The 22,247-nt window shown below is 69.4% G+C and carries 20 protein-coding genes and 4 tRNA genes; 19 read left to right on the plus strand and 5 right to left on the minus strand.

The features are described from left to right. The first annotated feature begins 62 nt into the window (after positions 1-62). Positions 63-779 carry a FadR/GntR family transcriptional regulator gene (locus tag G398_RS0111980; RefSeq protein ID WP_043484905.1) on the plus strand — a complete coding sequence of 239 codons (717 nt, stop codon included), beginning with the start codon at positions 63-65 and terminating at the stop codon, positions 777-779. Positions 780-818: 39 nt separating this feature from the next. Here G398_RS0111980 and G398_RS0111985 read toward each other — a convergent pair. Next, a tRNA-Ile gene (locus tag G398_RS0111985) sits at positions 819-894 on the minus strand. Positions 895-1,006: 112 nt separating this feature from the next. Here G398_RS0111985 and G398_RS0111990 point away from each other — a divergent pair. From G398_RS0111990 to mnmA, 3 genes are all read left to right on the plus strand, one after another. Further along, a complete protein-coding gene (locus G398_RS0111990) occupies positions 1,007-1,993 on the plus strand; it encodes a KpsF/GutQ family sugar-phosphate isomerase (RefSeq protein ID WP_026853764.1) in 987 nt (328 codons plus the stop codon). A 75-nt stretch (positions 1,994-2,068) separates the two neighbouring features. Continuing rightward, complete coding sequence (locus tag G398_RS0111995; RefSeq protein WP_026853765.1) at positions 2,069-4,309, plus strand: LptF/LptG family permease; 2,241 nt, start codon at positions 2,069-2,071, stop codon at positions 4,307-4,309. 1 nt (position 4,310) lies between these two features. Next, entirely contained in the window at positions 4,311-5,441 is a 1,131-nt protein-coding gene (gene mnmA / locus G398_RS0112000) for a tRNA 2-thiouridine(34) synthase MnmA (protein ID WP_084512568.1), read from the plus strand. A 10-nt stretch (positions 5,442-5,451) separates the two neighbouring features. On the opposite strand, the gene amrB is transcribed toward mnmA, so the two are convergent. The 4 genes from amrB to G398_RS18180 form a co-directional block, all read right to left on the minus strand. Further along, complete coding sequence (amrB, locus tag G398_RS18175) at positions 5,452-6,597, minus strand: AmmeMemoRadiSam system protein B (RefSeq protein WP_052571894.1); 1,146 nt, start codon at positions 6,595-6,597, stop codon at positions 5,452-5,454. Positions 6,598-6,707: 110 nt separating this feature from the next. Next, positions 6,708-6,782 (minus strand) — tRNA-Cys (locus G398_RS0112010). Positions 6,783-6,843: 61 nt separating this feature from the next. Continuing rightward, positions 6,844-6,918 (minus strand) — tRNA-Gly (locus G398_RS0112015). Between the two features lie 36 nt (positions 6,919-6,954). After that, the gene (locus G398_RS18180; protein ID WP_052571895.1) at positions 6,955-7,389 is read right to left on the minus strand and encodes a Fur family transcriptional regulator; all 435 of its coding nucleotides are present in this window, start codon (positions 7,387-7,389) and stop codon (positions 6,955-6,957) included. A 24-nt stretch (positions 7,390-7,413) separates the two neighbouring features. On the opposite strand from G398_RS18180, the gene G398_RS0112025 reads away from it, so the two are divergent. The 15 genes from G398_RS0112025 to G398_RS0112100 all read left to right on the plus strand — a co-directional run bounded on the left by G398_RS0112025 (position 7,414) and on the right by G398_RS0112100 (position 22,115). Then, on the plus strand, positions 7,414-9,099 hold the full coding sequence (locus tag G398_RS0112025) for a two-component system sensor histidine kinase NtrB (protein WP_026853767.1): 1,686 nt from the start codon (positions 7,414-7,416) through the stop codon (positions 9,097-9,099). 194 nt (positions 9,100-9,293) lie between these two features. Next, positions 9,294-9,776 carry an Hfq-like protein gene (locus G398_RS18185; protein WP_052571896.1) on the plus strand — a complete coding sequence of 161 codons (483 nt, stop codon included), beginning with the start codon at positions 9,294-9,296 and terminating at the stop codon, positions 9,774-9,776. 25 nt (positions 9,777-9,801) lie between these two features. Beyond that, entirely contained in the window at positions 9,802-10,956 is a 1,155-nt protein-coding gene (locus G398_RS18190) for a PdxA family dehydrogenase (protein WP_052571897.1), read from the plus strand. Continuing rightward, positions 10,929-11,657: an aminotransferase class IV gene (locus G398_RS0112040; RefSeq protein ID WP_169720664.1), complete on the plus strand. Its 729-nt coding sequence runs from the start codon at positions 10,929-10,931 to the stop codon at positions 11,655-11,657. Before G398_RS18190 ends, G398_RS0112040 begins: the two co-directional genes overlap by 28 nt. 25 nt (positions 11,658-11,682) lie before the next feature. Next, on the plus strand, positions 11,683-13,659 hold the full coding sequence (locus G398_RS0112045) for a PAS domain-containing protein (protein ID WP_026853769.1): 1,977 nt from the start codon (positions 11,683-11,685) through the stop codon (positions 13,657-13,659). 27 nt (positions 13,660-13,686) lie between these two features. Then, positions 13,687-15,084 (plus strand): bifunctional UDP-N-acetylglucosamine diphosphorylase/glucosamine-1-phosphate N-acetyltransferase GlmU, encoded by a 1,398-nt coding sequence (gene glmU, locus G398_RS0112050; protein WP_026853770.1) that lies wholly within the window; start codon positions 13,687-13,689, stop codon positions 15,082-15,084. 21 nt (positions 15,085-15,105) lie between these two features. Then, the gene (locus tag G398_RS0112055) at positions 15,106-15,882 is read left to right on the plus strand and encodes an MlaE family ABC transporter permease (RefSeq protein WP_026853771.1); all 777 of its coding nucleotides are present in this window, start codon (positions 15,106-15,108) and stop codon (positions 15,880-15,882) included. 129 nt (positions 15,883-16,011) lie between these two features. Then, positions 16,012-16,803, plus strand: a complete 792-nt coding sequence (locus tag G398_RS18195) for an ABC transporter ATP-binding protein (RefSeq protein WP_052571898.1) — start codon at positions 16,012-16,014, stop codon at positions 16,801-16,803. Next, positions 16,800-18,266 (plus strand): MlaD family protein, encoded by a 1,467-nt coding sequence (locus G398_RS0112070; RefSeq protein ID WP_052571899.1) that lies wholly within the window; start codon positions 16,800-16,802, stop codon positions 18,264-18,266. Before G398_RS18195 ends, G398_RS0112070 begins: the two co-directional genes overlap by 4 nt. Next, positions 18,263-19,051, plus strand: coding sequence for a DUF116 domain-containing protein (locus tag G398_RS0112075; RefSeq protein WP_026853773.1), 789 nt, complete (start codon positions 18,263-18,265; stop codon positions 19,049-19,051). Before G398_RS0112070 ends, G398_RS0112075 begins: the two co-directional genes overlap by 4 nt. Continuing rightward, positions 19,048-19,950 (plus strand): UbiA family prenyltransferase, encoded by a 903-nt coding sequence (locus G398_RS0112080; RefSeq protein ID WP_026853774.1) that lies wholly within the window; start codon positions 19,048-19,050, stop codon positions 19,948-19,950. The genes G398_RS0112075 and G398_RS0112080 overlap by 4 nt, the downstream gene beginning before the upstream one ends. An 83-nt stretch (positions 19,951-20,033) precedes the next feature. Further along, positions 20,034-20,870, plus strand: a complete 837-nt coding sequence (locus tag G398_RS18205) for a serine hydrolase (RefSeq protein WP_052571900.1) — start codon at positions 20,034-20,036, stop codon at positions 20,868-20,870. 4 nt (positions 20,871-20,874) lie between these two features. Next, complete coding sequence (locus tag G398_RS18210; protein ID WP_052571901.1) at positions 20,875-21,540, plus strand: purine nucleoside phosphorylase YfiH/LACC1 family protein; 666 nt, start codon at positions 20,875-20,877, stop codon at positions 21,538-21,540. Between the two features lie 67 nt (positions 21,541-21,607). Further along, a complete protein-coding gene (locus tag G398_RS18215) occupies positions 21,608-21,967 on the plus strand; it encodes a SpoVG family protein (RefSeq protein WP_084512572.1) in 360 nt (119 codons plus the stop codon). A 76-nt stretch (positions 21,968-22,043) separates the two neighbouring features. Continuing rightward, a tRNA-Gln gene (locus G398_RS0112100) sits at positions 22,044-22,115 on the plus strand. Positions 22,116-22,247: the final 132 nt, after the last annotated feature.

Here is a 22,247-nt window from a genome sequence, read left to right on the forward strand (position 1 = left end):
TGATGGACGGCTTTGGTCACAATTTGTATCTACATACCTCGTGGTCACTTAGGATATGAATCATGGATCTCACCCCCATCAAGACCAGGCGCCTCTACGAAGAGATCGTGGAGCAAATTAAGCAGCTCATCGCCGATGGCAAGCTCAAGCCCGGGGATAAGCTCCTCGCCGAGCGCGATCTGGCGGACCGGTTCCAGGTCAGCCGGGCCTCCGTGCGGGAGGCCATCCGGACCCTGGAGATGCTCGGCATCATCGACATCCGGCCCGGCGAGGGCACCTTCGTCCGGGGCACCGAGTCCGACGACATCATCCGCCCCCTGGCCATGTTCCTGGCGGTGGAGCGCAACTCGCTCCTCGACATGTTCGAGATGCGCCGCATCTTCGAGACCGCCACCGCGAGCCTGGCCGCCCAGCGGGCCACCTTCGAGGAGCTCGACCAGATCGAGTCCATGCTGGCGAGCATGCGGGAACGGCTCAACCTGCAGGATTCCGAGAAGGGCGAGGAGTTCGACGCCGCCTTCCACTACGCCGTGGCGGAGGCGACCCACAACAGCCTGCTCACCAAGCTCTTCAAGACCGTGTCCGAGGAGTTCGCCAAGGCCAACTCCGTGGCCCGCCGGCAGCTGTACCACGACAACGTCCAGAACGCCCAGCGGATCATCGACCAGCACTCGGAGATCCTGCAGGCCATCCGCTCGGGCTCGCCCCAGAAGGCCTCCGAGGCCATGCTGGCGCACCTGAACTTCGCCGAGGGCGAGCTGCGGAAGTGGATCGTCTGATTCCGCCCCGCCGGGCGCCTCGCCGGCGGAGCGTGCAGATGGTGGCCCCGGTGGGGTTCGAACCCACGACCAAGCGGTTATGAGCCGCCAGCTCTGACCGCTGAGCTACAGGGCCGGGGCCAGTGTAGCAAACGCCGGCGCGGTTCTCCGTCCTGGGGCAGGGGAAGGGGGTGGAGAATGGCTGGTAGCATGGGTCCTTTGCCCATCACCCATCGGGAGCCGGAACCGTGAAGGACGAGAAGCAGGTCACAGGGGCCGCCGAGGCCGGACATGCCGTGCTGGACGCGGCCCAGGCCGCCCTCGTGGATCTGCGGGAAACCTGGGATCCGGCCCAGGTGGACGGCTGGTGCGCCCAGGTGCTGGCGCGCTCCGGCCGCGTGGTGCTCACGGGCATGGGGAAGTCCGGGCTCGTGGGCCAGAAGGTCGCGGCCACCCTGGCCTCGACGGGATGCCCCAGCCTGTTCCTCCATCCGGCCGAGGCGCTCCACGGGGACCTCGGGATGGTGACCGGGGACGACACGGTCCTGGCCCTCTCCAACAGCGGGGAGAGCGAGGAGGTGGTCCGGCTGCTGCCGAGCCTGGTGCGCCTGGGCATTCCCATGGCGGCCATCACCGCCCGTCCCGAGAGCACCCTCGGCCAGGCGGTCCACTGGACCTTCACCTACCGGCTGCCCCAGGGTGAAGGCTGCCCCCTGGACCTGGCCCCCATGGCCAGCACCACCCTCCAGCTGATCTGGGGGGATCTGCTCGCCGCCAGCCTCATGGCCCGCCGGGGCTTCACCCGGGACCACTTCGCCCTGAATCATCCCGCTGGAAGTCTTGGCGCCAGACTCATGAAAGTGAAGCTCTTGATGCACACGAGCTGGCCCGCCGTCGAGCTCGGGGCGGGCCTGACCCGGGTGCTGAGGGCCATGACGGAGGGCCATCTGGGCATGGCCAGCGTCATGGAGGGGCCGAGGCTCCTGGGCGTCATCACCGATGGCGACATCCGCCGCGCCCTGGAGGCGGCCGAACGGGAGGGACGGAATCCCCTCGACCTCCGGGCGGAGCAGATGATGACCCGGACCCCGGCCATGATCGGAGAGGAGGCTCTGGCCCTGGAGGCTGCCGGCACCATGGAGGCCCGGAAGATCACCTTCCTCATGGTGGGACAGCCGGAGCGTCCCGTCGGACTCATCCACATCCATGACCTGCTGACAGCAAAGGTCTTGTAGCCGCAGAGTCCCGTTTTCAGTGTCGGTTCAAGGTTACATAATATACATTATCGAAAGTTAAATCTGGACCCCAAGGTGCCTTCCGTTCTGACCCGATATGTCCTCCGCCGCTGGGCCACCCCGTTCCTGGGGGCCCTGTTCTTCTACGGATTCCTGCTCCTGTCCTGGGAGATGGTGACCATCTCCAAGGAGCTGTTTTCCCAGGGCGCCCCCCTCCGCTGGATGATCCCCCTCCTGCTGACCTCGCTCCCCGAGAACCTGGGGATGGTCCTCCCCATGGCCGCGGTCCTGGGCGGGCTGATCGGGACCCAGCAGCTGATGGAAGGCTCCGAGCTCGTGGCGGCCCAGGGACTTGGCGCGGGTCGACGGACCTGGATGGCCCCCTGGTCCATCCTGGCCTCGCTGCTGGTCGTGCTGGCCACCCTGAACGCCCACCTCCTGGTTCCCGCCGCAGCCCGAGTCCAGCACAGGCTCCGGGGCCGGATGGCCGAGGAGGCCCAGGCGCGGTTCCTCCGTCCCGGCGCCCCTCCGTGGTTCCCGCCTGGCCAGCCCAACTCGGCCTTCTGGGTGTCCCCCGGCGGGCAGATCCACATCATGGAGTCCACCGCCCGGGGGGTTCAGCATCTCACCGCATCGACCATGACCTATGCCCTCGAGGCCAAGCCGGACGGCTCTTCGGAGCTGCAGCTTCATCTCTCGGGGCTCCAGGGCGTGCTCTACCAGCCCACTGGCTCCGGGAGCGTGATCCACCTCCACCAGGAGAACCAGGTGCTCCGGTTCGTCATCTCCGCGGGCACGCGCCTCCTGCCGCCGACACCCCTCCGCTATGAGGGCACCGCGGCCCTCATCCAGCGGATCCGGGCCAAGGGCGCCCCAGGCCTGGAGTCCCCCTGGGACCGGGACCTGCGCCTCCAGGCCGCCCTGGAGGTGAGCCGCCGGAGCACCCTGCCCCTGGCGGCCGCGGCCCTGCTCCTGCTGGGCATCGCAGTCGGCTTCGGCCATCCGCGCTTCTATCGGGGAGGGGCCATCCTCAAGAGCCTGGGCGTCATCATGCTCTACTACCTCGTCATGAAGTTCTTCGAAAACATGTGGTTGGCAGAGAAATTGAAATCGCCTTTCGTGCTGTTCCTGGTCCCGGTCCCCTTTCTGCTCGGTGGGTGGCTGCTCTTCCGGCACCGACTCAAGCCCCACCATCCCAGCCGCTTCCTTCGGAACCTCAGACCCCTGACCCGTCCCTGGCGCCGGTGGACGGCCCCCCTCCTCACCTTCCTCCGGGAGAAGCACGATGCCGCCACCCGGTGGATGCACGGGAAAGGCACCCAGCACGGCATCTTCCGCCACTGGGCCACCCTCTCCTGGTGGCGCAACTGGGCCTCCGCCCTGGGGAGCCTCCTGGTCCTCAACCTGCTGGTGGAGTACGCCACCCTTGCGGGAGACCTTTCCAAAAACGGCATTCATTTTATTGTTTTCGTTGAATATTGGCTCTGGAACCTTCCTCCGTTCCTGGCGGTCGCCTTCCCGATGGCCTTCCTGTTGGGGACCCTGCTGTCCCTGTCCGAAGCGGCGCTCAACCGCGAGTGGCTCGCCCTCCGGGCGGGCGGGGTCAGCCTTCTGCGGTGGCTCTGGAGCAGCCGGTTCGCCTGGGGAGTAGTGGCCCTCCTGACCCTGGGCCTGCAAGCCGGCCTCGCGCCGGTGGCCATGAATCGTGCCAACAGGCTTTACCGCCAAATCCTCAACCGGTCCGAAATCCAGGTCAGCACCAAGCCCTGGCTCCACCTGGGATCGACCGGCGTGCTCTGGCACTTGGAGGCCGACCAGCGCTGGGGGTTTCCGCTGAAGGCTCCGGGCGAGGCCCCGATCCTGCTGCGCTGGCGTCTGGGAGCCGCGCACTCCGATGCCCTGGCCTGGGGTGGACAGGAGTTCGTCCAGGGTCCGAGCGCGGATCGCCTGTTCCCCGCTCGGGCCCTGCGCGTCTTCGCCTCCGCCGAGGAGGCCCATACCTCGGACCTCTTCCACTGGCAGCGCTGGGCGCCGGATCCGGAGCGGTCCTACATGCTCTGGACCCGCCTGCTCGGCTGGCTGGCAGGCCCGTGCCTGGTCCTGGCCATGCTGTCCTACGCCTTCCCGGGACCTCGCCAGGGACGCGGCCAGGCCCTGGGCGCCGGCCTCGTGGCCGGTCTGGTGTTCCTGGGGTTGCAGACCCTCTTCGGCGGGGCCGCCCGGGCCTCGGAGATTCCAGCCTTCTGGGGTGTGCTCGCCCCCCTGCTGCTGCTCCTCTCGGTCTCCCTGCTCCGCCTCCGGCGCCTGAGGACCTGAGATGAGCGACCTGCTCGATCGCGCCCTCGCCCCCCTGCGGACCCATCCGACCCTGCGCCCGGGCGACCGCGTCCTCGCGGCCATGTCCGGGGGGGTGGACAGCTCCGTCATGGCCGCCTTGCTCCACCGCGCCGGCCACGAGGTCATCGGCATTTCCATGCAGCTCTTCGACAAGAAGACCGTTCAAACTTCGGATGGGAGGTGTTGCACTCTTGACGACTTCCAAGACGCCCGCCGGGTGGCCCACGACATGGGCTTTCCCCACTATGTGATGGACTTCGAGGCCCGCTTCCGGGAGACGGTCATCGAGGGGTTCATCCAGGGGTACATGGACGGTGAAACTCCCAGCCCCTGCATCCGTTGCAATCAGCATCTCAAGTTCTCTGCCCTGATGGAGCGGGCCGAGGCCCTGGCCGCCCCCTTCGTGGCCACGGGCCACTACGCGACCATTGAGGCAGAGCGCGGGCGGTGGCACCTGCGCAAGGCCTCGGACCCCGCCAAGGATCAGAGCTACTTCCTCTTCCATCACACCCAGGCCACCCTGGCCCGGACCCTGTTTCCCCTGGCCCACCTCACCAAGGCCGAGGTCCGGAGCCTGGGCGCGGAACTGGGCCTGCACCTGGCGGAGAAGCCCGAGAGCCAGGAGATCTGCTTCGTGACCCAGGACCGCTACGATGCCTTCCTCGAAGCCGAAGGACGGGATCCTGGCCTGGGAGAGGGCGAGGTCCGCCACCTGGACGGCCGGGTCCTGGGGCGGCACCACGGCTACTGGCGTCACACTGTGGGCCAGCGACGGGGCCTGGGCGTGGCCTACGCGGAGCCCCTCTACGTGGTGCGGCTCGAACCCGCCACCAATACCGTATGGGTGGGCGGGGAGGCGGACCTCCTGGGGCGGGACCTGGTGGCGCGCGAGCTGAGTTGGGTGGATGGGCCACCGGCGGGCCCCCTGGCCTGTCAGGCCCGGATCCGCAGCCGGTCCCAGGAGGCCGAGGCGCTGGCCATCCCCCTGCCGGACGGCCGGATCAAGGTCTCCTTCGCCGAGCCCCAGCGGGCCATCGCGGCGGGCCAGGCGGTGGTCTTCTACCGGGACGGCGAGGTCCTGGGCGGGGGCTGGATCGACTCGCGTCCCTGAGGGGCCGCGTTCACTTCCCCAGGGTGTAGGCCACGCCCGGGTAGCTCACGAAGTGGTAGAGGTTGGCCTCGGCCGTCGCCCCCATCCCCAGGTCCCGCACGGGAACCTGGGGGAAGCTGATGGAGGTGCCGAAGGCCACGGGATGGCCCACGGGACCGGAGGAGCCAAGACCCCGCGCGGTCTCCTCCAGGAGCAGCAGACCGAAGGGGATCGAAAAGCGGCCGCACCAGGGCATGCGGTACTGGTCGGGGTCCTGCGGGTTCACCACGGTCGCATAGAAATCCTGGGCCTTCGCCGCCGACACCGGCCCCGCCAGGGGGCCCGTCAGGAGCCGGCGGTCCCGCTCGGTGGCCTCGGTGTAGGCCGCCACGCCGCCCGCACCGTGGGGCGTGTACTTGAAGTCCTCGCCGTAGTGGATGCCGTCGGAGGAGATGACGATGGCCAGATCCCGGCCGAGGGACCAGCCGCGGACCTTCATGGCTTCGGCTAGGGCCTTCCCCAAGTGCGAGGCCAGCTCCTGGAAGCGCGGGAAGGACGCGGAGGGCACCAGGACAGGCACGATCTCCACCGCCGGATCCTGGTGCTTCAGCCAGTAGGCGATGGCCTCGACGGAGTGCTCGCTGTCCTGCATGGCTGCGTCGCGGAGGACCTCCCCGGCGGGCATCCGCGCCAGCAGATCCTCCCGCAGGCCGGAGACCCTGATCTCCCCGTCCGGGGAGCGCCAGGCACGATAGGGGTCAAACACCAGGGCGTCCTTGGCCCCGAAGCGGCGGTACTTGTGGAAGACGCCCACCAGCACGATGGTCCGGGCCTTCACCAGCGGCACGAGCTGGCGGTACACACGGCCCGCGTAGAGGTAGTCGTCGTGCGGGCAGAGCAGACCCGCCACACCGGGCGCGGGCATGGGTCCCAGCGCCTCCGGGGCCGGGGGGAGGGCTGACCGCTTCCACACCTTGGCCATCTGCGCTGCCGTGGATGCGAATCCCACCACATCCTGCTGACCACGGAGATCCCCCTGGGACGGGATTCCCATGGCCTTCCGCACCTCTTCCAGCGAGGGCCGCCGGGGCGGCGCGGCCGAGGGGGCGAGCGACGCCTGTGCGAGGCCAGGCAGGCAGGCGAAGAGGCAGGCGCAGAAGGCCGGGGCGCATCTCATGGGAGGGATCTCCGTGTCCACCGTAGCAGCACGGCTGGGCCTACCTGCGCGCCATCCGCGACTTCGATTCCGCTCGGCGCATGAAAAAGCCCCCTTGCGGGGGCTGGTGCTGGAGGCGCCGATCGGAATCGAACCGATGAATACAGGATTTGCAGTCCCGGGCCTTACCACTTGGCTACGGCGCCTTGCGTTTGGTGCGGTGGGGCTTCCTACATGATCCGGGCCGCTTGCGCGGCCCGAGTGGAGTGGAGCGGGTGATGGGATTTGAACCCACGACTTCAACCTTGGCAAGGTTGCACTCTACCACTGAGTTACACCCGCGTGAGACATCAAGACTAGCAATGGCGCGCGATACGGTCAACGGTCTTTTTCGGACCGGCAGGTGGGACAGAGGCCGAAGAGCATCAGCTGGTGCCGCGTGATGCGGAAGCCCGAGAGGTTCTCCAGTTCGATCAGCGATTCGTCCAGTCCGCAGGCGTCCACTTCCACCGTGCGCCCGCAGCGCTCGCACTGGAGGTGGTGGTGGTGCCGAGGCGAGTCGCAGCGCACGAAGCGCATCACCTGGTCGGGCCCCAGGATGCTCTCGGCCCAGCCCTCCTGCACGAAGCGCTCGAGGTTGCGGTAGACCGTGGGTAGGCCCGAGCGGCGCTCCGGCATGCGCTCCCAGATCTCCTCCGCGGTGAGCGGCCGGTCCGAGGCCTTGAGCACATGGAGGATCCCCTCCCGCTGGGGCGTCTGCCGCATGCCGGCCGCGCGCAGGGAGGGCGAATGGAGGGGGACGGGATCGGCCATGGCCCTAGGATGCCAGATTCGGGCATGCTGGAGCCCATGCTCCAGCGCACATTGGGCCGGCTGGGCGCGCCGGACGCCAGCCAGCCGTTCCTCCCCCTCGCCTTCCGGCTCTATGCCAGCTTCGGCCTGCTGGTGCTGCACCTCGCGCTGCCGGCCGAGGGCCGGGTCGTGGGCCCGGGCGAGGACCTCTACCTGGCCGCGCTGGCGATCCTTCTGGTGGAGGCCATCTGGGAGGCCAGCCGCGGTGTGCGGGGACGGGGCCAGATCTTCCCCACTCCGGGAGTGTCCTGGATCTGGTGGAACCTCGTGCTGGACCTGGCCCTGGTCACCCTGGTCATCGCCTACCAGGGCGTGGTCCAGGAGCGCTTCTCCACGCTCTACATCTTCCCGGTGCTGGCCTCCGCCTTCTACCTCGGGACCTCGGAGATCGTCTGGGTGGGGGTGGCCTCCTCGATCTCGCACATCCTGCTGGTACTGGGCTTCAGCCTCGGCCTGATTCCGCCCTTCGGCCTGTCGGGAGCTGGGCTCGATCTGGAAGGGGGCCGCCTGCCCTTCCTGCTGGGCATCGCCTCGCTCCAGATTTTCGCCACGACGCTGGTGGTGGTGCTGATCCGGAGGAATGTCGAGCGTCTGCGCACGGATCTGAGCGCCAGCGAAGCCACGGTGGACGAGCTGTCCGCCCTCCACCGCCGCGTGGTGGATTCCATGTCGTCCGGGCTCATCACGCTCGATTCCGAAGGGCGGATCACCTCCGCGAACCCCGCCGCCGTGGCGATCCTCGGGCGGCCCGTGCCCCTGGGCGCACCCATCCAGGAGGTCCTCCCCCTGGGCGATTCGATCCTGGCCCAGCAACGCTTCGAGCTGACCCTGCCAGCGGGGGGACGGAACCCCCGGATCCTGGGTGGGCATCTGACCTCCCTCCGCGGCGCCGGCGGGCAGGAGACGGGCCAGCTGGTGCTGTTCCAGGATCTGACCGAGCTCAAGGCCCTTGAGGAGCGCACCCGCATCAGCGAGCGGCTGGCGGCCATCGGCCAGCTGGCGGCGGGACTCGCCCACGAGCTCCGCAATCCCCTCGCATCCATCACCGGCTGCGTGCAGTTGCTGCACCGCCAGGAATCCCCCGAGGAGGTCAGGACGCGCGTGCTCGGCATCCTGGACCGGGAGACCCAACGGGTGGGCGCCATCGTCTCCGACTTCCTCGACTTCGCCCGCCCCGAGGCCGGTCCCGGCCAGGTGCTGTCGCTTCCCCGCGTCCTGGAGGAGGTGCGGGCGAGCTGGGAGATGGATCCCCGCACGGAGGGGCTCGCCCTCGCCCTGCGGGAACCACCCCAGGCCTCCCTCCTGGCGGATCCGGTGGGCCTGCACCGCATGCTCATGAACCTGCTGAGCAATGCGCGGAAGGCGGTGAAGGATGTCCCGGCTCCGCTCGTCAGCCTCTCCGCCTCGCTCAGCGGGAACCGGATCCGATTGCTGGTGGAGGACAACGGGTGCGGCATGGGCCCCGGCCAGCTGGACCGCCTCTTCGTGCCGTTTTCCGGCACCTTCGAGGAGGGCTCCGGCCTGGGCATGAGCCTGGTCTACAAGTTCACGGAAGCCATGGGCTGGACCATCGACGTCGAGAGTGAGCCTGGATCGGGGACTCGAGTCGGCATTTTACTACCAATACACCCATCCGAAGGTGCATTGGCGGAACCAGCAGATCCGGCGTAAACTTCCGGCAGCTTTCCATCATCTAAATCAGGACACACCCTTGCAGGGTCCACTTGGCACCTGCCAAAGTGGTTCATCCCTTCCACTGCTTTCGGCACCTGCCCCTGAGGCAGGCACCGGCCAGGCATGAAAGAGAGTGGCCATCCGCCAATGCCTTTGACATCCTCCGCATGCCCACCGGGCCAGGATATGCCATGAATCGCAAGCTCATCCGACCGAACCTCAGCGAACTCAAGGACAAGCTGGGCATTCCCGCCAAGGGGGGCGGCGGGGAAGTCATGACTCCGGTCCCCCCTGCCATGACCGCGAGCGGGGAGCCCAATCCGGCGGTGAACCCCGCCGCCGCCACGGCCCCGCAGGGGCTTGGAAGTCCCCGGCGCCGGATCGCGCCGCCCGAGCAGACCAACGCGGAGAGCTTCTACTACCTCAAGCAGATGCAGTCCAAGACGCCGATGGTGATCGTGCTGCAGGATGACGAGAAGGTGCGCGGGGTCATCGAGTGGTACGACAAGCACTGCCTCAAGATCAACCGGGTGAAGGAACCCAACATCCTCGTGCCCAAGCACAACATCAAGTACATCTACAAGCAGGAGGAGGAGCCCCGGATCCGCCGCAGCCGTCCGGCGAAGAAGGAGGAGCCCCTGGCCCCCGAAGTGGAGATCGCGGCCTACGATTGAGGGTGAACCGCCCTCCGGGATCACCATGAGCCGCCGTCCGCGCATCGCCATCACCCTGGGAGATCCCTGCGGCATCGGGCCCGAGCTGCTGCTGAGGTCCCTGCCCACGCTGTGTTCCTGGGCGGAGGTCGTGGTGATGGGCTCCCGGGCGGGCGTGGATCTGCTCCGGAGCACGGAGGGGCGCCGCGCCACCTGGCGCTGGGCGGACGCCCCGGCGCCTGGCCCCGAGGGTTTCCAGGGGACGGCCTGCGGCCTCGAGGTGGAGAGCCCCGGACGGTCGGACCTCGCCCTGTGGCTGGATCCCGTGCCCGAGATCCGCGCGGACCGTCTGACCCTCGGGCAGGGCTCCGCCGCCTCCGGCCGGGCCACGGTGGAGGCCATCCGCCTGGCTGCGAGCCAGGCCCTGTCCGGCGCCGTGGACGCCCTCACCACCCTGCCCATGGCCAAGTCCGCCGCGCACCTCGCCGGCTACCCCATCCCCGGCCACACGGAATACCTCCAGGAGCTGGCCGGCGCGCCCCTCGCGCGCATGGCCTTCGTGAGTCCCCGCCTGTCCGTGGTGCTGCACACGGTCCATCAGAGCCTGCGGTCGGTGGTGGACGGCCTGGATGCGGCGGCTGTGGCCGAGACCCTGGCCTTCTCCGCCAGCCGGTTCATCCAGCTGACCGGGAATCCGGACCTCCGGGTGGCCCTCTGCGCCCTCAACCCCCACGCCGGGGAATCCGGCGCCTTCGGCGACGAGGAAGGGCTGCTGGTTGAGGCCCGGGACCGGGCCGAGGCGGCCTTCCGCGAGGCCGGGCCCGCCGGTCCCTACGCCGCCCTGCCCTCCCCCTTCCCCCCGGAGCCCCTGCCGAAGGGCGCCCTCTACCCCAGGTTCTCCGGCCCCCACCCCTCGGACAGCCTCTTCCACCGGGCCGTGTCCGGCGAGTTCGACCTGGTGGTGGCCCTGTACCACGACCAGGGGCTCATCCCCATCAAGCTGCTGGAGCCCACCCGCGCCGTGAACCTCACCCTGGGCCTGCCGTTCATCCGCACCAGCCCGGACCATGGCACCGCCTTCGACAAGGCCGGGAAGTGGATCGCGGATCCCAGGAACTTCCTCGAGGCCGCGGCCCTGGCCGTGCGGCTCGCGGGGCGCTCCCGCCGGGAGGCGTGGACCGCCCAGGTGACCGGGCCTTGAGCCCCTCCCTGCGGGCCGCCTTCGGACCGGGCGCCACGCTGCCGGCGGTGGAGCCCCCGGCTGGCGCCACGCCGCGCACCGCGCTTCCCGTGCGCCTGGGTGTCCCCCGCCACCTGCCGGCCCACCTGGATCGCCTCCAGGCCGGCGCCGCGGCCCTCGGGCGTCCCACCGCCTGGCTGGACGAGGCCGCCGAGGAGCTGACCTACTGGCTCAAGCGGCACCCAGCCCAGGAAGCAGCCCTGCGGCTCGAACTCCACCTGGATCTCCGGCTCCTGGATGCCCGCCTGGAGCCCCTGCCCGTGGCCTCCTCGCCCTACCGCCTCGCGCCCATGCCCCACCCCATGGGAAACCTGCGGGCGGATCCGCTGGCGCCCCACAAGGGGCTCTCGGGCCCCTGGCGTCACCAGGCGCTCTCGGAAGCCTGGCGGCGGGGCGCGGAGGATGCCCTGCTGCTCTGGCCCGACGGCACCCTGGCCGAGAGCGCCATCGCCACCGTGGCCCTGGAGCGCGACGGACGGCTCATCCTGCCTCCGGCCGGAGGCCGCGTCGCCAGCGTGACCGAGCGCCTGGATCTCGCCGCCTGGGCGGGGGAGCGGGGCTGGGCCCTGGACCAGGCTCCCATCCCCCTGGAAGCCTGCGAGGGGGGGCGCCTCTGGTGCCTGAACGCCCTCCGCGGCCTGTGGCCCGCCGCCATTCCATGAGAGCCTTGCAGACAGGATCCCCCCCATGGCTTTCGCAGACCTGATCTCGGCGCTGCTGCTGCCCCTTCCTCCCTGGCTGGGGTTCTGGACCTTCCGCCGCAAGGGCCGCGTGGGCCTCAGCTACGGCTACTTCCTCGGTGGCATCCTCGCGGTTCTGGCGCTGCCCTGGGCCCACCTCACGGGCCTGCCCCTGGCAACGGCTCAGCTCGGGGCGGCTCTGTTCGGGTTCACCATCTTCCTCCAGTCCCAGCGTGAGGGCGTCCAGGGTGCCCGGCGGCTGGCCGTGGGGGTCGGGGGCGCGAGCGTGTTCCTGGCCCTCCTGCTGGTCCGCCTCCACCTGCCCTGGCGCGAGGTGCTGCACCTCTGGATCGGCGCGGCCCTCGAGGCCGTCCTCTGGCTGGTGCTCTCGGATCTGGCCTACCGGTGGACCCACGGGCGCCAGCTGGAGCTGCGGATGCCCCTCGTGGGCGCGGCCACCCTGGGCGCGGGCGCGCTGGCCCAGGCCCTGCTGCCGCCGGGCGCGCCCAGGCTGTCCTGGCCCTCAGCCATCCTCGCAGGCCTGCTCCTGGGCCTGGTCGCCCTCCAGCAGCTCAAGTGGCTCCGGGAGAAGGGCGCCTGGGTGGAGGGGCGCGGCCAAGGGCTCCGCATGGCCCTGGCCCTCATCGAGAAGGCGGGCCCCGCCGAGCTGCCGGGCCTGGCGGTGGGTCTCGACCCGCGGCAGCCCATGTGGCTGGTGGACGACCAGGGACGGGTGCTGGAGTCCAACGGCCCTTTCAGCCAGCTGGTGGGCCTGCCCCGGTCCAGGCTTCGCGGTTACGCCCTGGACGCGCTCTTCCAAGGCGGGGACCTGCCCGTCTGGCAGACCATCCGGGAGCAGCTCATCCAGTTCGGGAGCGCCTCCGTGGCCGCCACCCAGGTCAGCGAGGACGGCGCCTTCAGCGAAGTGGTCCTGGAGGCCTCGGCCTTCGATCGGGGCATGGGCCTGGTGTGGATCGCCAGCACCACCGCCGGAGCCCTGGCCCTGCAGACCGGCCCTGCGCCCCGTTCCGGCGGCGATGAGGAGCGGCGGAGGCTCGGCGCCAACGCCATGCTGGCCCTCGCGGGAGCCTCGGACCGTCTGGTGGCCGAGGCCCCGGAAGGCCCCCTCCGGGAAGCGGCTGGGCTCGTGCGGGAGGCTGCGGCCAGGCTGTCCCCGCCAGTGCCGGAGCGGGGTCCGCTGGAGGGGCGTGCGGTCCTGGAGGCGCTGCTGCCGGGCCTCCGCAGGATCCTCCCGCCGGGCCGGAGGCTGGACCTCCGTGCGGCGGCAGTGCCCCTGGCCGTGGAGCCGGAAGCCCTGAAGCGCATCGCCACCCAGCTGCTGCTCCACGCCCGCGAACGGACGGGCCGGGAGGACCTGGTGCTGACCCTGGAGGCCGCGGACCTGGGCGGTCATGGCTTCGGCCTTCTCCACGCCGGAACGGCGGGCGGAGCGGGAACCTGGTCCCGGGAAGTGTTCGGCCTCGGCTGGCTGCGGCAGTCCGTCCTCGAAGCCGGCGGCATGCTGGAACTGGAGCAGGACACCCGCGCGGGTGTGCGGCCGCGGGTGTACCTGCCCACCGCTGCAGCGGCCCGGACGCTGGAGGGACCGCTGCTGGCGGGCCGGATGCTCTGGATCGTGGACCGCGATCCCCTGGCGCGGGGCGCCCTGGCCGATCTGGTCCAGTGGCTGGGGGGAGGATCGGTCGCTTTCGAGGACCTGCCGCAGCTCCTGCGGGGCAGCCGGGGCCAGCCCCAGCCGGATGTGCTGGTGCTGGAGCGGACGCCCAAGCTGGAGCGCTTCCACCGTTCGCTGAGAGCCTTCCAGAAGGAGCCCATCCCCACCCTGGTGATCGGCATGGGCCAGCCCCTGCCCATGGATCCGGCCTCCCTGGGCCTGCGCCGGATCGCCTTCCTGGAGAAACCCTTCGGACCGGCCGCCTTCGCCCAGTCCGTGCTGGCGCTGCTGCGGGGCCCCGGAGAGTGATGTTGTAGGCTGGAGGCTGGAGGCGGCATGTCGACAGTGGCGGTGATCCTGGCGGCGGGACTCGGAACCCGCATGAAATCCCGGCTTCCCAAGGTCCTGCATCCGATCCTCGGTGACCCCTCCCTGCTCTGGGTCCTGCGCACCCTGCCCCCGGCCCTCGGTGGGGCCGTCGTCGTCATCCACCACGGCAAGGAACTCGTCCTCGAAGCCCTTGACGCCTGGCGCGCCGCGGGGCTTCTGCACTGTCCCGTCACCGCGGTAGACCAGGGCGAGCCTCTGGGGACGGGCCATGCCCTGCAGGTCTGCATCCCGGAGCTGGATCGCCTCGGGGCCCGGAAGGTGGCCATCCTCTGCGGCGACGTGCCACTCACCTCCGCCGCCACCGTGAGGCATCTCTGTTCCGCCGAGGCCCTTCTCCTGGCCATGGACCTGCCTGCCCCCGGATCCTACGGCCGGGTGATCCAGCAGGCCGATGGCCGCCTCTCGGGCATCGTGGAGGCCAAGGACGCCACGCCGGCGCAGCTGGCGGTCCAGCGCGTGAACGGCGGCGCCTATGCCCTGCCCTGGCCCGCCCTGAAGAAGGCCCTCCAGGGCCTGACGAACCAGAACGCCCAGAAGGAGTACTACCTGACGGATGCGGTGGCCGCTGTGGCCCGGGACCTCGCCGTGGCCGTGGAGGTCTGCGATCCCGAAGAGCTCGCGGGCATGAACTCCCGGCAGGACCAGGCCGCGCTCCAGGCGGCGGCGCAGCGGCGCATCCAGCGCTACTGGATGGCCGAGGGCGTGACCTTCCTCCATCCCGACAGCACGCTGGTGGGTCCGCGGGTGGCCCTGTCGCGGGACGTCCTGCTGGAACCCGGAGTCCGGCTGGAAGGCGCAGTCCGCATCGGCGAAGGCTGCCGCATCGGCCAGGGCACGGTGATCACGGATGCCGTGCTGGGCGAGGGCGTGGAGGTGCGCCCCTACTGCGTCATCGAGCAGGCCGTCGTGGGGGCCGGCGCCAAGGTGGGGCCCTTCGCGCGGCTGCGGGAAGGCACGGACCTGGCGGAAGGCGTCCACATCGGGAACTTCGTGGAGACCAAGAAGGCGAAGCTCCACCGCGGCGCCAAGGCCAACCACCTGGCCTACCTTGGCGACGCGGAGATCGGCGAAGGCACGAACATCGGCGCGGGCGTCATCACCTGCAACTACGACGGGGTGAACAAGCACCGGACCGTCATCGGCGACCGGGTATTCGTGGGCTCTGACACCCAGCTGGTCGCTCCGGTGACCATCGGCGACGGCGCCCTCATCGGCGCGGGAAGCACCATCACCCGCGATGTGCCGGCGGACGCCCTAGCCCTGAGCCGGGCCGCCCAGACGGAGAAAGAGGGCGGCGCCTCCCGCCTGCGGAACCGGCAGAAGAAGCAGACTCGGTTAAGCTAGTCCTTTGCGCCCCGGAGCCCCATGGTTTTGACCTTCATCGACAAGACCGGCGCCACCGTGCTCGCCGCACTGGACACCGCCGGGGACTTCGCCACGCTGGCGGGCCGCACCTTCGCCGCCATCTTCAAGCGCCCCTTCGACGGCAAGAACCTGATGAACCAGTTCCAGGCCGTGGGCGTCCACTCCCTGCCGGTGGTGATCCTCACGAGCGTTGCCGTGAGCATGGTGTTCGCCGTGCAGCTGGCCTTCGGCTTCCGGCAGTTCCAGGCCGAGGGCCTGGCCGCCCAGGTGGAGGGCCTGGCCATCGTCCGCGAGCTGGGGCCGGTGATCACGGGCCTCATGCTCTCCGGCCGCATCGGCTCGGCCATGGCGGCCGAGCTGGGCACCATGCAGGTGACGGAACAGATCGACGCCCTGGAATGCCTGGCCACGGACCCCATCCACTACCTCTTCGTGCCGCGCTTCCTGGCCTCCATCGTGGTGGTGCCCCTGCTGACGGTGGTCTCCATCTACGTGGGCTTCTGGGGCGGCTACCTCATTCTCGTGGGCGTGGAGGGGCAGAGCGCCTTCGTCTACAGCCACGAGTTCTACAAGCTGCTGGCCTTCCGCGACCTCCGCATCGCGCTCTACAAGGCCCTGGTCTTCGGGATGATCATCGCCCTGGTGGGCTGCTGGAAGGGCTACCGCACCCAGGGCGGCGCCGAGGGCGTGGGCAATGCCCCCACCAGCAGCGTGGTGACCAGCTCGCTGTGGATCCTGATCTCCGACTTCTTCCTGACCAAGTTGCTGCTTGTATGACCTTGACCCAGCTTGACTCCCCCGATCGCGCGCCACGCATGTGGCACGCTCCCACTCACGCTGCGCCTTCGGCTTGCGATCGCGGAGGGGGTAACCTCTTCCTGACCAAGCTCCTGCTGGTGTGACGGCATGGCCCTCATCGACGTCGTCAACCTCTCCAAGGCCTTCGGTCCGAAGGTCGTGCTGTCCAACGTCAACCTTCAGGTCCAGGAGGGTGAGAGCCTCGTGGTGCTGGGAGGCTCCGGCACCGGCAAGACCGTGCTGCTGCGCAACATCATGGGCCTGCTCACGCCGGACTCCGGGCACGTGGCCATCGAGGGGAAGATCATCGCCCAGTTGAAGCGGGACGAGCTCTTCAAGGTCCGCCAGAGCATCGGCATGTGCTTCCAGATGGCGGCCCTCTTCGATTCCATGACCGTCTTCGAGAATGTGGCCTTCGGGCTCCGCCGCCACCTCGACATCACCGAAGATGAGATCCAGGCCCGCGTGGACGAGTGCCTCTCCCTCGTGGGCATGAAGGGCACCGACAAGCTGAAGCCCGCGGAGCTGTCCGGCGGCATGAAGCGCCGCGTGGGCTTCGCCCGGGCCATCGCCCTCAAGCCCAAGATCCTCCTCTTCGACGAGCCCACCACGGGCCTGGATCCCGTGATGACCGACGTCATCGGCCGCGTGATCCTCGACCTCAAGCACGAACTGGGCGTCACCACCATCACCATCACCCACGACCTGAAGTCCGCCTTCGAGATCGCCGACCGCATCGCCCTGCTCTTCCGGGGCGAGTGCCTGGCCTGCGAGCCGCCCGCGGATTTCAAGGTGAACCCACATCCCGTCATCCAGCAGTTCCTGAGGGGCGACGCCGAAGGCCCCTTCCTCCAGGATCCGCCCCCGCCCAAGCGCAAACCCAAGGAGGTCCAATCATGAAGGCCGAAACCAAGGTCGGACTCTTCTTCACGGGCGCCATCGTGCTTCTCGGCGTGCTGGTCTTCCGCTCCGAGAAGCTGGAGATCGGCGGCAAGAAGAACCAGGCGGAGCGCTTCACCTACTTCGATTCCGTGGCGGGCCTCAATGTCCAGAGCGCCGTGCGCATCGCCGGCGTGAAGGTGGGCGATGTCCGCACCATCACCCTCGATGGCGGCAAGGCCCGTGTGGTGGTGGGCCTGGACCCTGCCGTGCCGATCTATGCGGACGCCTTCGTGTCGCTGGGCTCCATCGGCATCCTGGGCGAGAAGTTCATCGACCTGGATACGGGCCACAGCGCCAAGGGGCCCTTCCCCGAGGGCCAGCCCCTGCCCAGCAAGGCCGGCGTCAGCCTCGACAACCTCATGGAGACCCTGGCGGACATCGGCAAGAACGTGAAGGGCGTCACCCAGGCGCTGAACGAGTCCATCGGCGGCGAGCAGGGGCGTCAGAAACTCGACGAGATCGTGGACAACATCCGCGTGCTGACCGCCGAGTTCCGCTCCATGGCCCAGGAGAACCACAGCGCCATCAACAACACCATGGGCAACGTCGAGGCCATCACCGCCGACCTGCGGGACAAGCTGCCCAAGCTGGCCCAGCAGTTCGAGACCGTGGGCAAGAACCTCAACGCCATCCTCGAGGAGAACCGGCCTGAGCTGAAGGGCGTGATGAGCGACGTGCGCAAGCTGGCCCAGAGCTTCCAGGGCACCGCGGACAACCTCAAGGTCCTCACGGACCGCATCAACAACGGCCAGGGCACCATCGGCAAGCTGCTCAACGACGAGACCACCATCAAGAAGATCAACGAGGCCGTGGACAACGTGAACGGCCTGCTCGGCGGCTTCAACAAGATGGAGTTCCGCCTCGACATGGACGCGGCCCAGTGGGACAAGCGCAAGGACAGCCGCGTGGCCCTCGGCCTCGAGATCGCGCCCAAGCCGGACTACTGGTACGCCCTGGGCTTCGCCTCCACGCCGGACGGCAAGCTCAGCGAGAGCACCCGGACCGTCACCCAGATCGATCCCATCACGGGCCAGACCGTGAGCGTGCTCGAAAAGAACCGGTTCGTGACCACCGACCAGAGCTTCACCGTGTCGGCCCAGTTCGCCAAGCGCCTGGGCGCCGCCGTCTTCTCCGCGGGCATCGTGGAAGGCAAGGGCGGCGGCGGCGTGGAGCTCCGCACCCTGGACAACGACCGCCTGCGTCTCGGCCTGCTGGCCTATGACTTCACGAAGCGCCCGGAGAAGCCGAACCCGCGCTACCGCTTCACCACCAGCTACCAGTTCTGGAAGGGCGCCTACGTGCAGGCCGGTGTCCAGGACATCGGCAACAAGGACCTCCGCACGGTCTTCTTCGGCGGCGGCCTCCGCTGGAAGGATGATGACCTGAAGAAGATCATCGGCCTGGCCGGAGCCTCCAAGTGAAGGAGTCCCGCGCCCTGCCGCCTCCCGGCGTCCTGCCGGAGGAGCGGGGCGCGCTGTTCCTCTGGGTCCGCCGGGGCCTGCCCCTGGCGGCCGCGGCCTTTGCCTTCCTGGGAGCGGCGCTCCACACCGCCGGCCGCGGGTGGTGGCTGCTGGGCGGCGTGGCCGCCCTCGCGGCCGTCTGGCCCAGCTTCCTGCGGGGCGATGCGTCCCACCCGAGCCGCACCACCGCCCGCCGTCAGGACAGCCTCTGGGCCCAGGCCTTCCGGCCCCTGGCCCGCTGGCTGCACCTGGAGGAGGCCTGGATCCTCTCCTACTGCGGCCACAACAACCGGCGCGTCCGGGAGGCCTTCTGCGGCCGCCGGGCCAAGCGGGCTCTCATCCTGCTGCCCCACTGCATCCAACTCGCCCGCTGCAAGGCCGGCATCCTCGATGACCTCCAGGCCTGCTACGACTGCGGCCTCTGCCCCGTGGGCGACTACATGAACCTGGTGCTGACCAACCGCTGGGAGGGCCGCATCACCAACCGCAGCCACAAGGCCTACCGGGAGGCCCGGGAATACCGGCCCGATCTGGTGGTGGCCGTGAGCTGCTCGGACCGCCTGCTCAAGGGCCTCACGAAGATGCCCGAGATCCCCTGCTACGTGATTTCCCTGGGCCTGCCCCACGGCATGTGCGTGGACACGGACTTCAGCGTGCCCCACCTGCTCGCCGCCATGGAGACCTTGGTGGAGCCCCGCCGCCCCTCCGGCGAGGTCCAGACCCTGCGGCGCGAAGGCATCGCGTGACCGGGGGGGCCCCCCGCTTCCCCATCCGGCGCCTCTTCCAGGGCCTCCTCGGACCCCGGACGATGGCCTACCTGCTGCACCTGCGGCCCCTGGAGTGGCCCATCATGTCGGCCCACTTCCTCCTGGGCACGCTGCTGGCCGGCGGCTGGGCCCTGCGGGTCCGCCCTACGCTGCTGGGCTGGTTCGTCTTCGTGGCCCTGCTCAATGGCGGCACCCTGGCCATCAACAGCGCCTTCGACCAGGACGAGGGCGACATCGGCTACCTGAAGGCGCCGCCCAGGCCCCCCGAGCATCTGCTGGCCTTCTCCTCCGCCCTGCTGGCCGCTTCGGCGGGGCTGGGCTTCCTCCTGCCCCGGCCCTTCGCCTGGATCAACCTGGCCTGCGTGATCATGAGCGTCCTGTATTCGGTGCCCCCGGTGCGCCTCAAAGCCCGGGCCGGGTGGGACCTGCTCATCAACTGCCTCGGCTTCGGCCTCCTCACGCCCCTGGCGGGCTGGGCCCTCACGGGGCGCCCCTTCGACACCGCCATCCTACGGGCCTCCTGGGGCTTCGCCTTCCTCTTCGCCACCCTCTATCCCATGACCCAGATCTACCAGGTGGCCGAGGACACCCGCCGCGGGGACCGCACCCTCGTGATCCGGGTGGGCGTGGGCCGGAGCCTGGCCCTGGCCCTGGCCGCAGCCCTGGCGGCCCACCTGCTCTTCGGCGCCGCGATCCTGGCCCTGGGGCGCCCCCTCTGGCCGATGGCGCTCTCCCTGGCCGCCTGGCTGGGGGTCCTCCTGCCCTGGATGCGGGGGTGGCGGGGCTGGACCGATCGTCGGCACGAAACTGGCATGTACTGGGGGCTGGGTGCCTGGGCGGTGACCGACCTAAGCCTTTTGGTCCTGCTCTGGCCCTGACCGTTATTTCTATCGCGGAATCCACCACTTGATCCAGTAGACTAGGAACGAGTGACGACAATCGTTATCTTCATGGAGCAGGCATGGGGTTCAAGCGGGGGATCCAGTGGGTGGGAATTTTGTGCTGCGCGGGCCTCACGGCCCTGAGCGCGGCCGCGCGCCCCACCGCCAAGCTCTCGCTCAAGTCCGCCTCCGCCTTGGTCCTGGACCAGGCCACAGGCCAGCCCCTGATCGAGAAGCAGGCCGGAGCCGTCCAGCCCATCGCCTCCCTCACCAAGCTCATGACCGCCATGGTCCTGCTGGACGCCCAGCTGGACCCCCGGGAGATGCTCACCATCACCCGCGATGACATGGACATGCTGCGCCACAGCAAGTCCCGTCTCCCCGTGGGTACCCGCCTGCCCCGGGAGCAGGCCCTCCTGTTGGCCCTGCTGGCCTCGGAGAACCGGGCCGCCCACGCCTTGGGCCGCACCTTCCCCGGCGGCCTCACCGCCTTCGTCGAGGCCATGAACGCCAAGGCCAAGGCCCTGGGCCTGGAGGAGACGAAGTTCGAGGACCCCACGGGCCTGTCCGCCGGAAACGTGGCCTCCGCCCACGACCTGGCCCGCATCATGGACGCGGCCTACCGCTACCCCGAGATCCGCGACTTCAGCACCCGGCCGGAGACCACCATCCAGGCCGGCCGCCGCAGCATCCAGTTCCCCAACACCAATGCCCTGGTGCGCAACCCCCGCTGGAACATCGGCCTCTCCAAGACCGGCTACATCGAGGAAGCCGGACGCTGCCTCGTGATGCAGGCCATGCTGGCCAACCGCCCCGTGCTCATCATCCTGCTGGATTCCTGGGGCAAGTACTCGCGCCTGGGCGATGCGAACCGCATCAAGTCCTGGCTGGAATCCAAGCTGGGATCCAAGGGCTGAGGCCTTGCTGGTTCCGACCGTCGAGCCCCCCTTCCCTCTGAGCTGGGGCTTCTCCACCCGTCTCGACCCACCGGAAGCCCTGCCCGCCCGGCGCCTGGACCAGGTGCACCGCTGCGGCATCGTGGAGGCCTCCGAGGCGGTGGTTGAAGGCGACGGACAGTGGACCACCCGGCCCGACCTCCGCATCGGCGTGCGCGTGGCCGACTGCGTGCCCATCCTGCTCGCGGGTCCCCTGGCTGACGGAACGCCCTGGGTGGCCGCCCTGCATGCGGGCTGGCGCGGGGCCACGGGCCATGGGGATCCGGAACCCGGAGGCGGCATCCTGCGCCGCGGCGTGGCCCGCTTCCACGCCCTGGGGGGCCATCCCGCGGACCTGGCCTGGGCCCTCGGGCCCGCCATCCTGGCCTGCCATTTCGAAGTGGGCGAAGAGGTCATCGGAGCCGCCCGGAAGGACCCCGCCTGGCAGGAGAGCCTGCGAAGCGAGGGCCCCTCCGGAAAGGCCCACCTGGATCTTCACGGCTTCCTCCGCGCCCAGGCTCTGGATCTCGGCCTGGACGCCGCCAAAGACGGCAGTGTGGCGCTCTGCACCGTGTGCCGTCCCGACCTGCTCTACTCCTACCGCCGGGGCGAGACCGCCGGCCGCCAGTGGGGCTGGGTCGAGATCCGCTAATCTGGAAGCCAGCCTCGTCCTCAAGGCCTGAAGCCTGAGGACTGAAGACCGAAGACTGAGGACAGCCATGCTCAACATCACCGACATCCGCATCACCAAGGTGGAGGGCGACGACAAGCTGCGGGCCTTCGCTGCGCTGGTCATCGACGACTGCTTCCTGGTGGGCGACCTGCGGGTGGTGGAGGGCGAGGACGGCTACTTCGTCGCCATGCCCAGCCGCCGCAAGCGGGACGGCAGCTTCAAGGACATCGCCTATCCCCTGAACAACGCCCTGCGCGAGCTGATCGAGGAGAAGGTGCTTCTGGCCTATGAGACCGCCACCGGCCACCGCGCCCTCAGCCGCATCGAGCGCGGGGAGAGCGCCCAGGTGCGGCCCGACCTGCTGAGCGTCGAGGAGTTCGGGTTCACTCCGAAGACCAACCCCTGATCCCGGCCCGGAACCCGGGACTTCGGCCCCGGGGCTTGGGCAGGACGCAGACCCGCGCTATGCTTGCCTTTCCGCCTGGGGAGTAGCCAAGTGGTAAGGCAGCAGGTTTTGATCCTGCGTACCGAGGGTTCGAATCCTTCCTCCCCAACGAATACGGCCGCCGCAAGGCGGTCGTATCGTTGAGGAGCGCATGAAGGATTCGAAGTCAGGGATGGCGCGCAGGCAGGGCCAGCCGGGAGCAGCCCGGGGGGCTGATCCCGGCGGTCCGGCGCAGCCGGAG

The organism is Geothrix fermentans DSM 14018 (genome assembly GCF_000428885.1).
Lineage (GTDB): Bacteria > Acidobacteriota > Holophagae > Holophagales > Holophagaceae > Geothrix > Geothrix fermentans.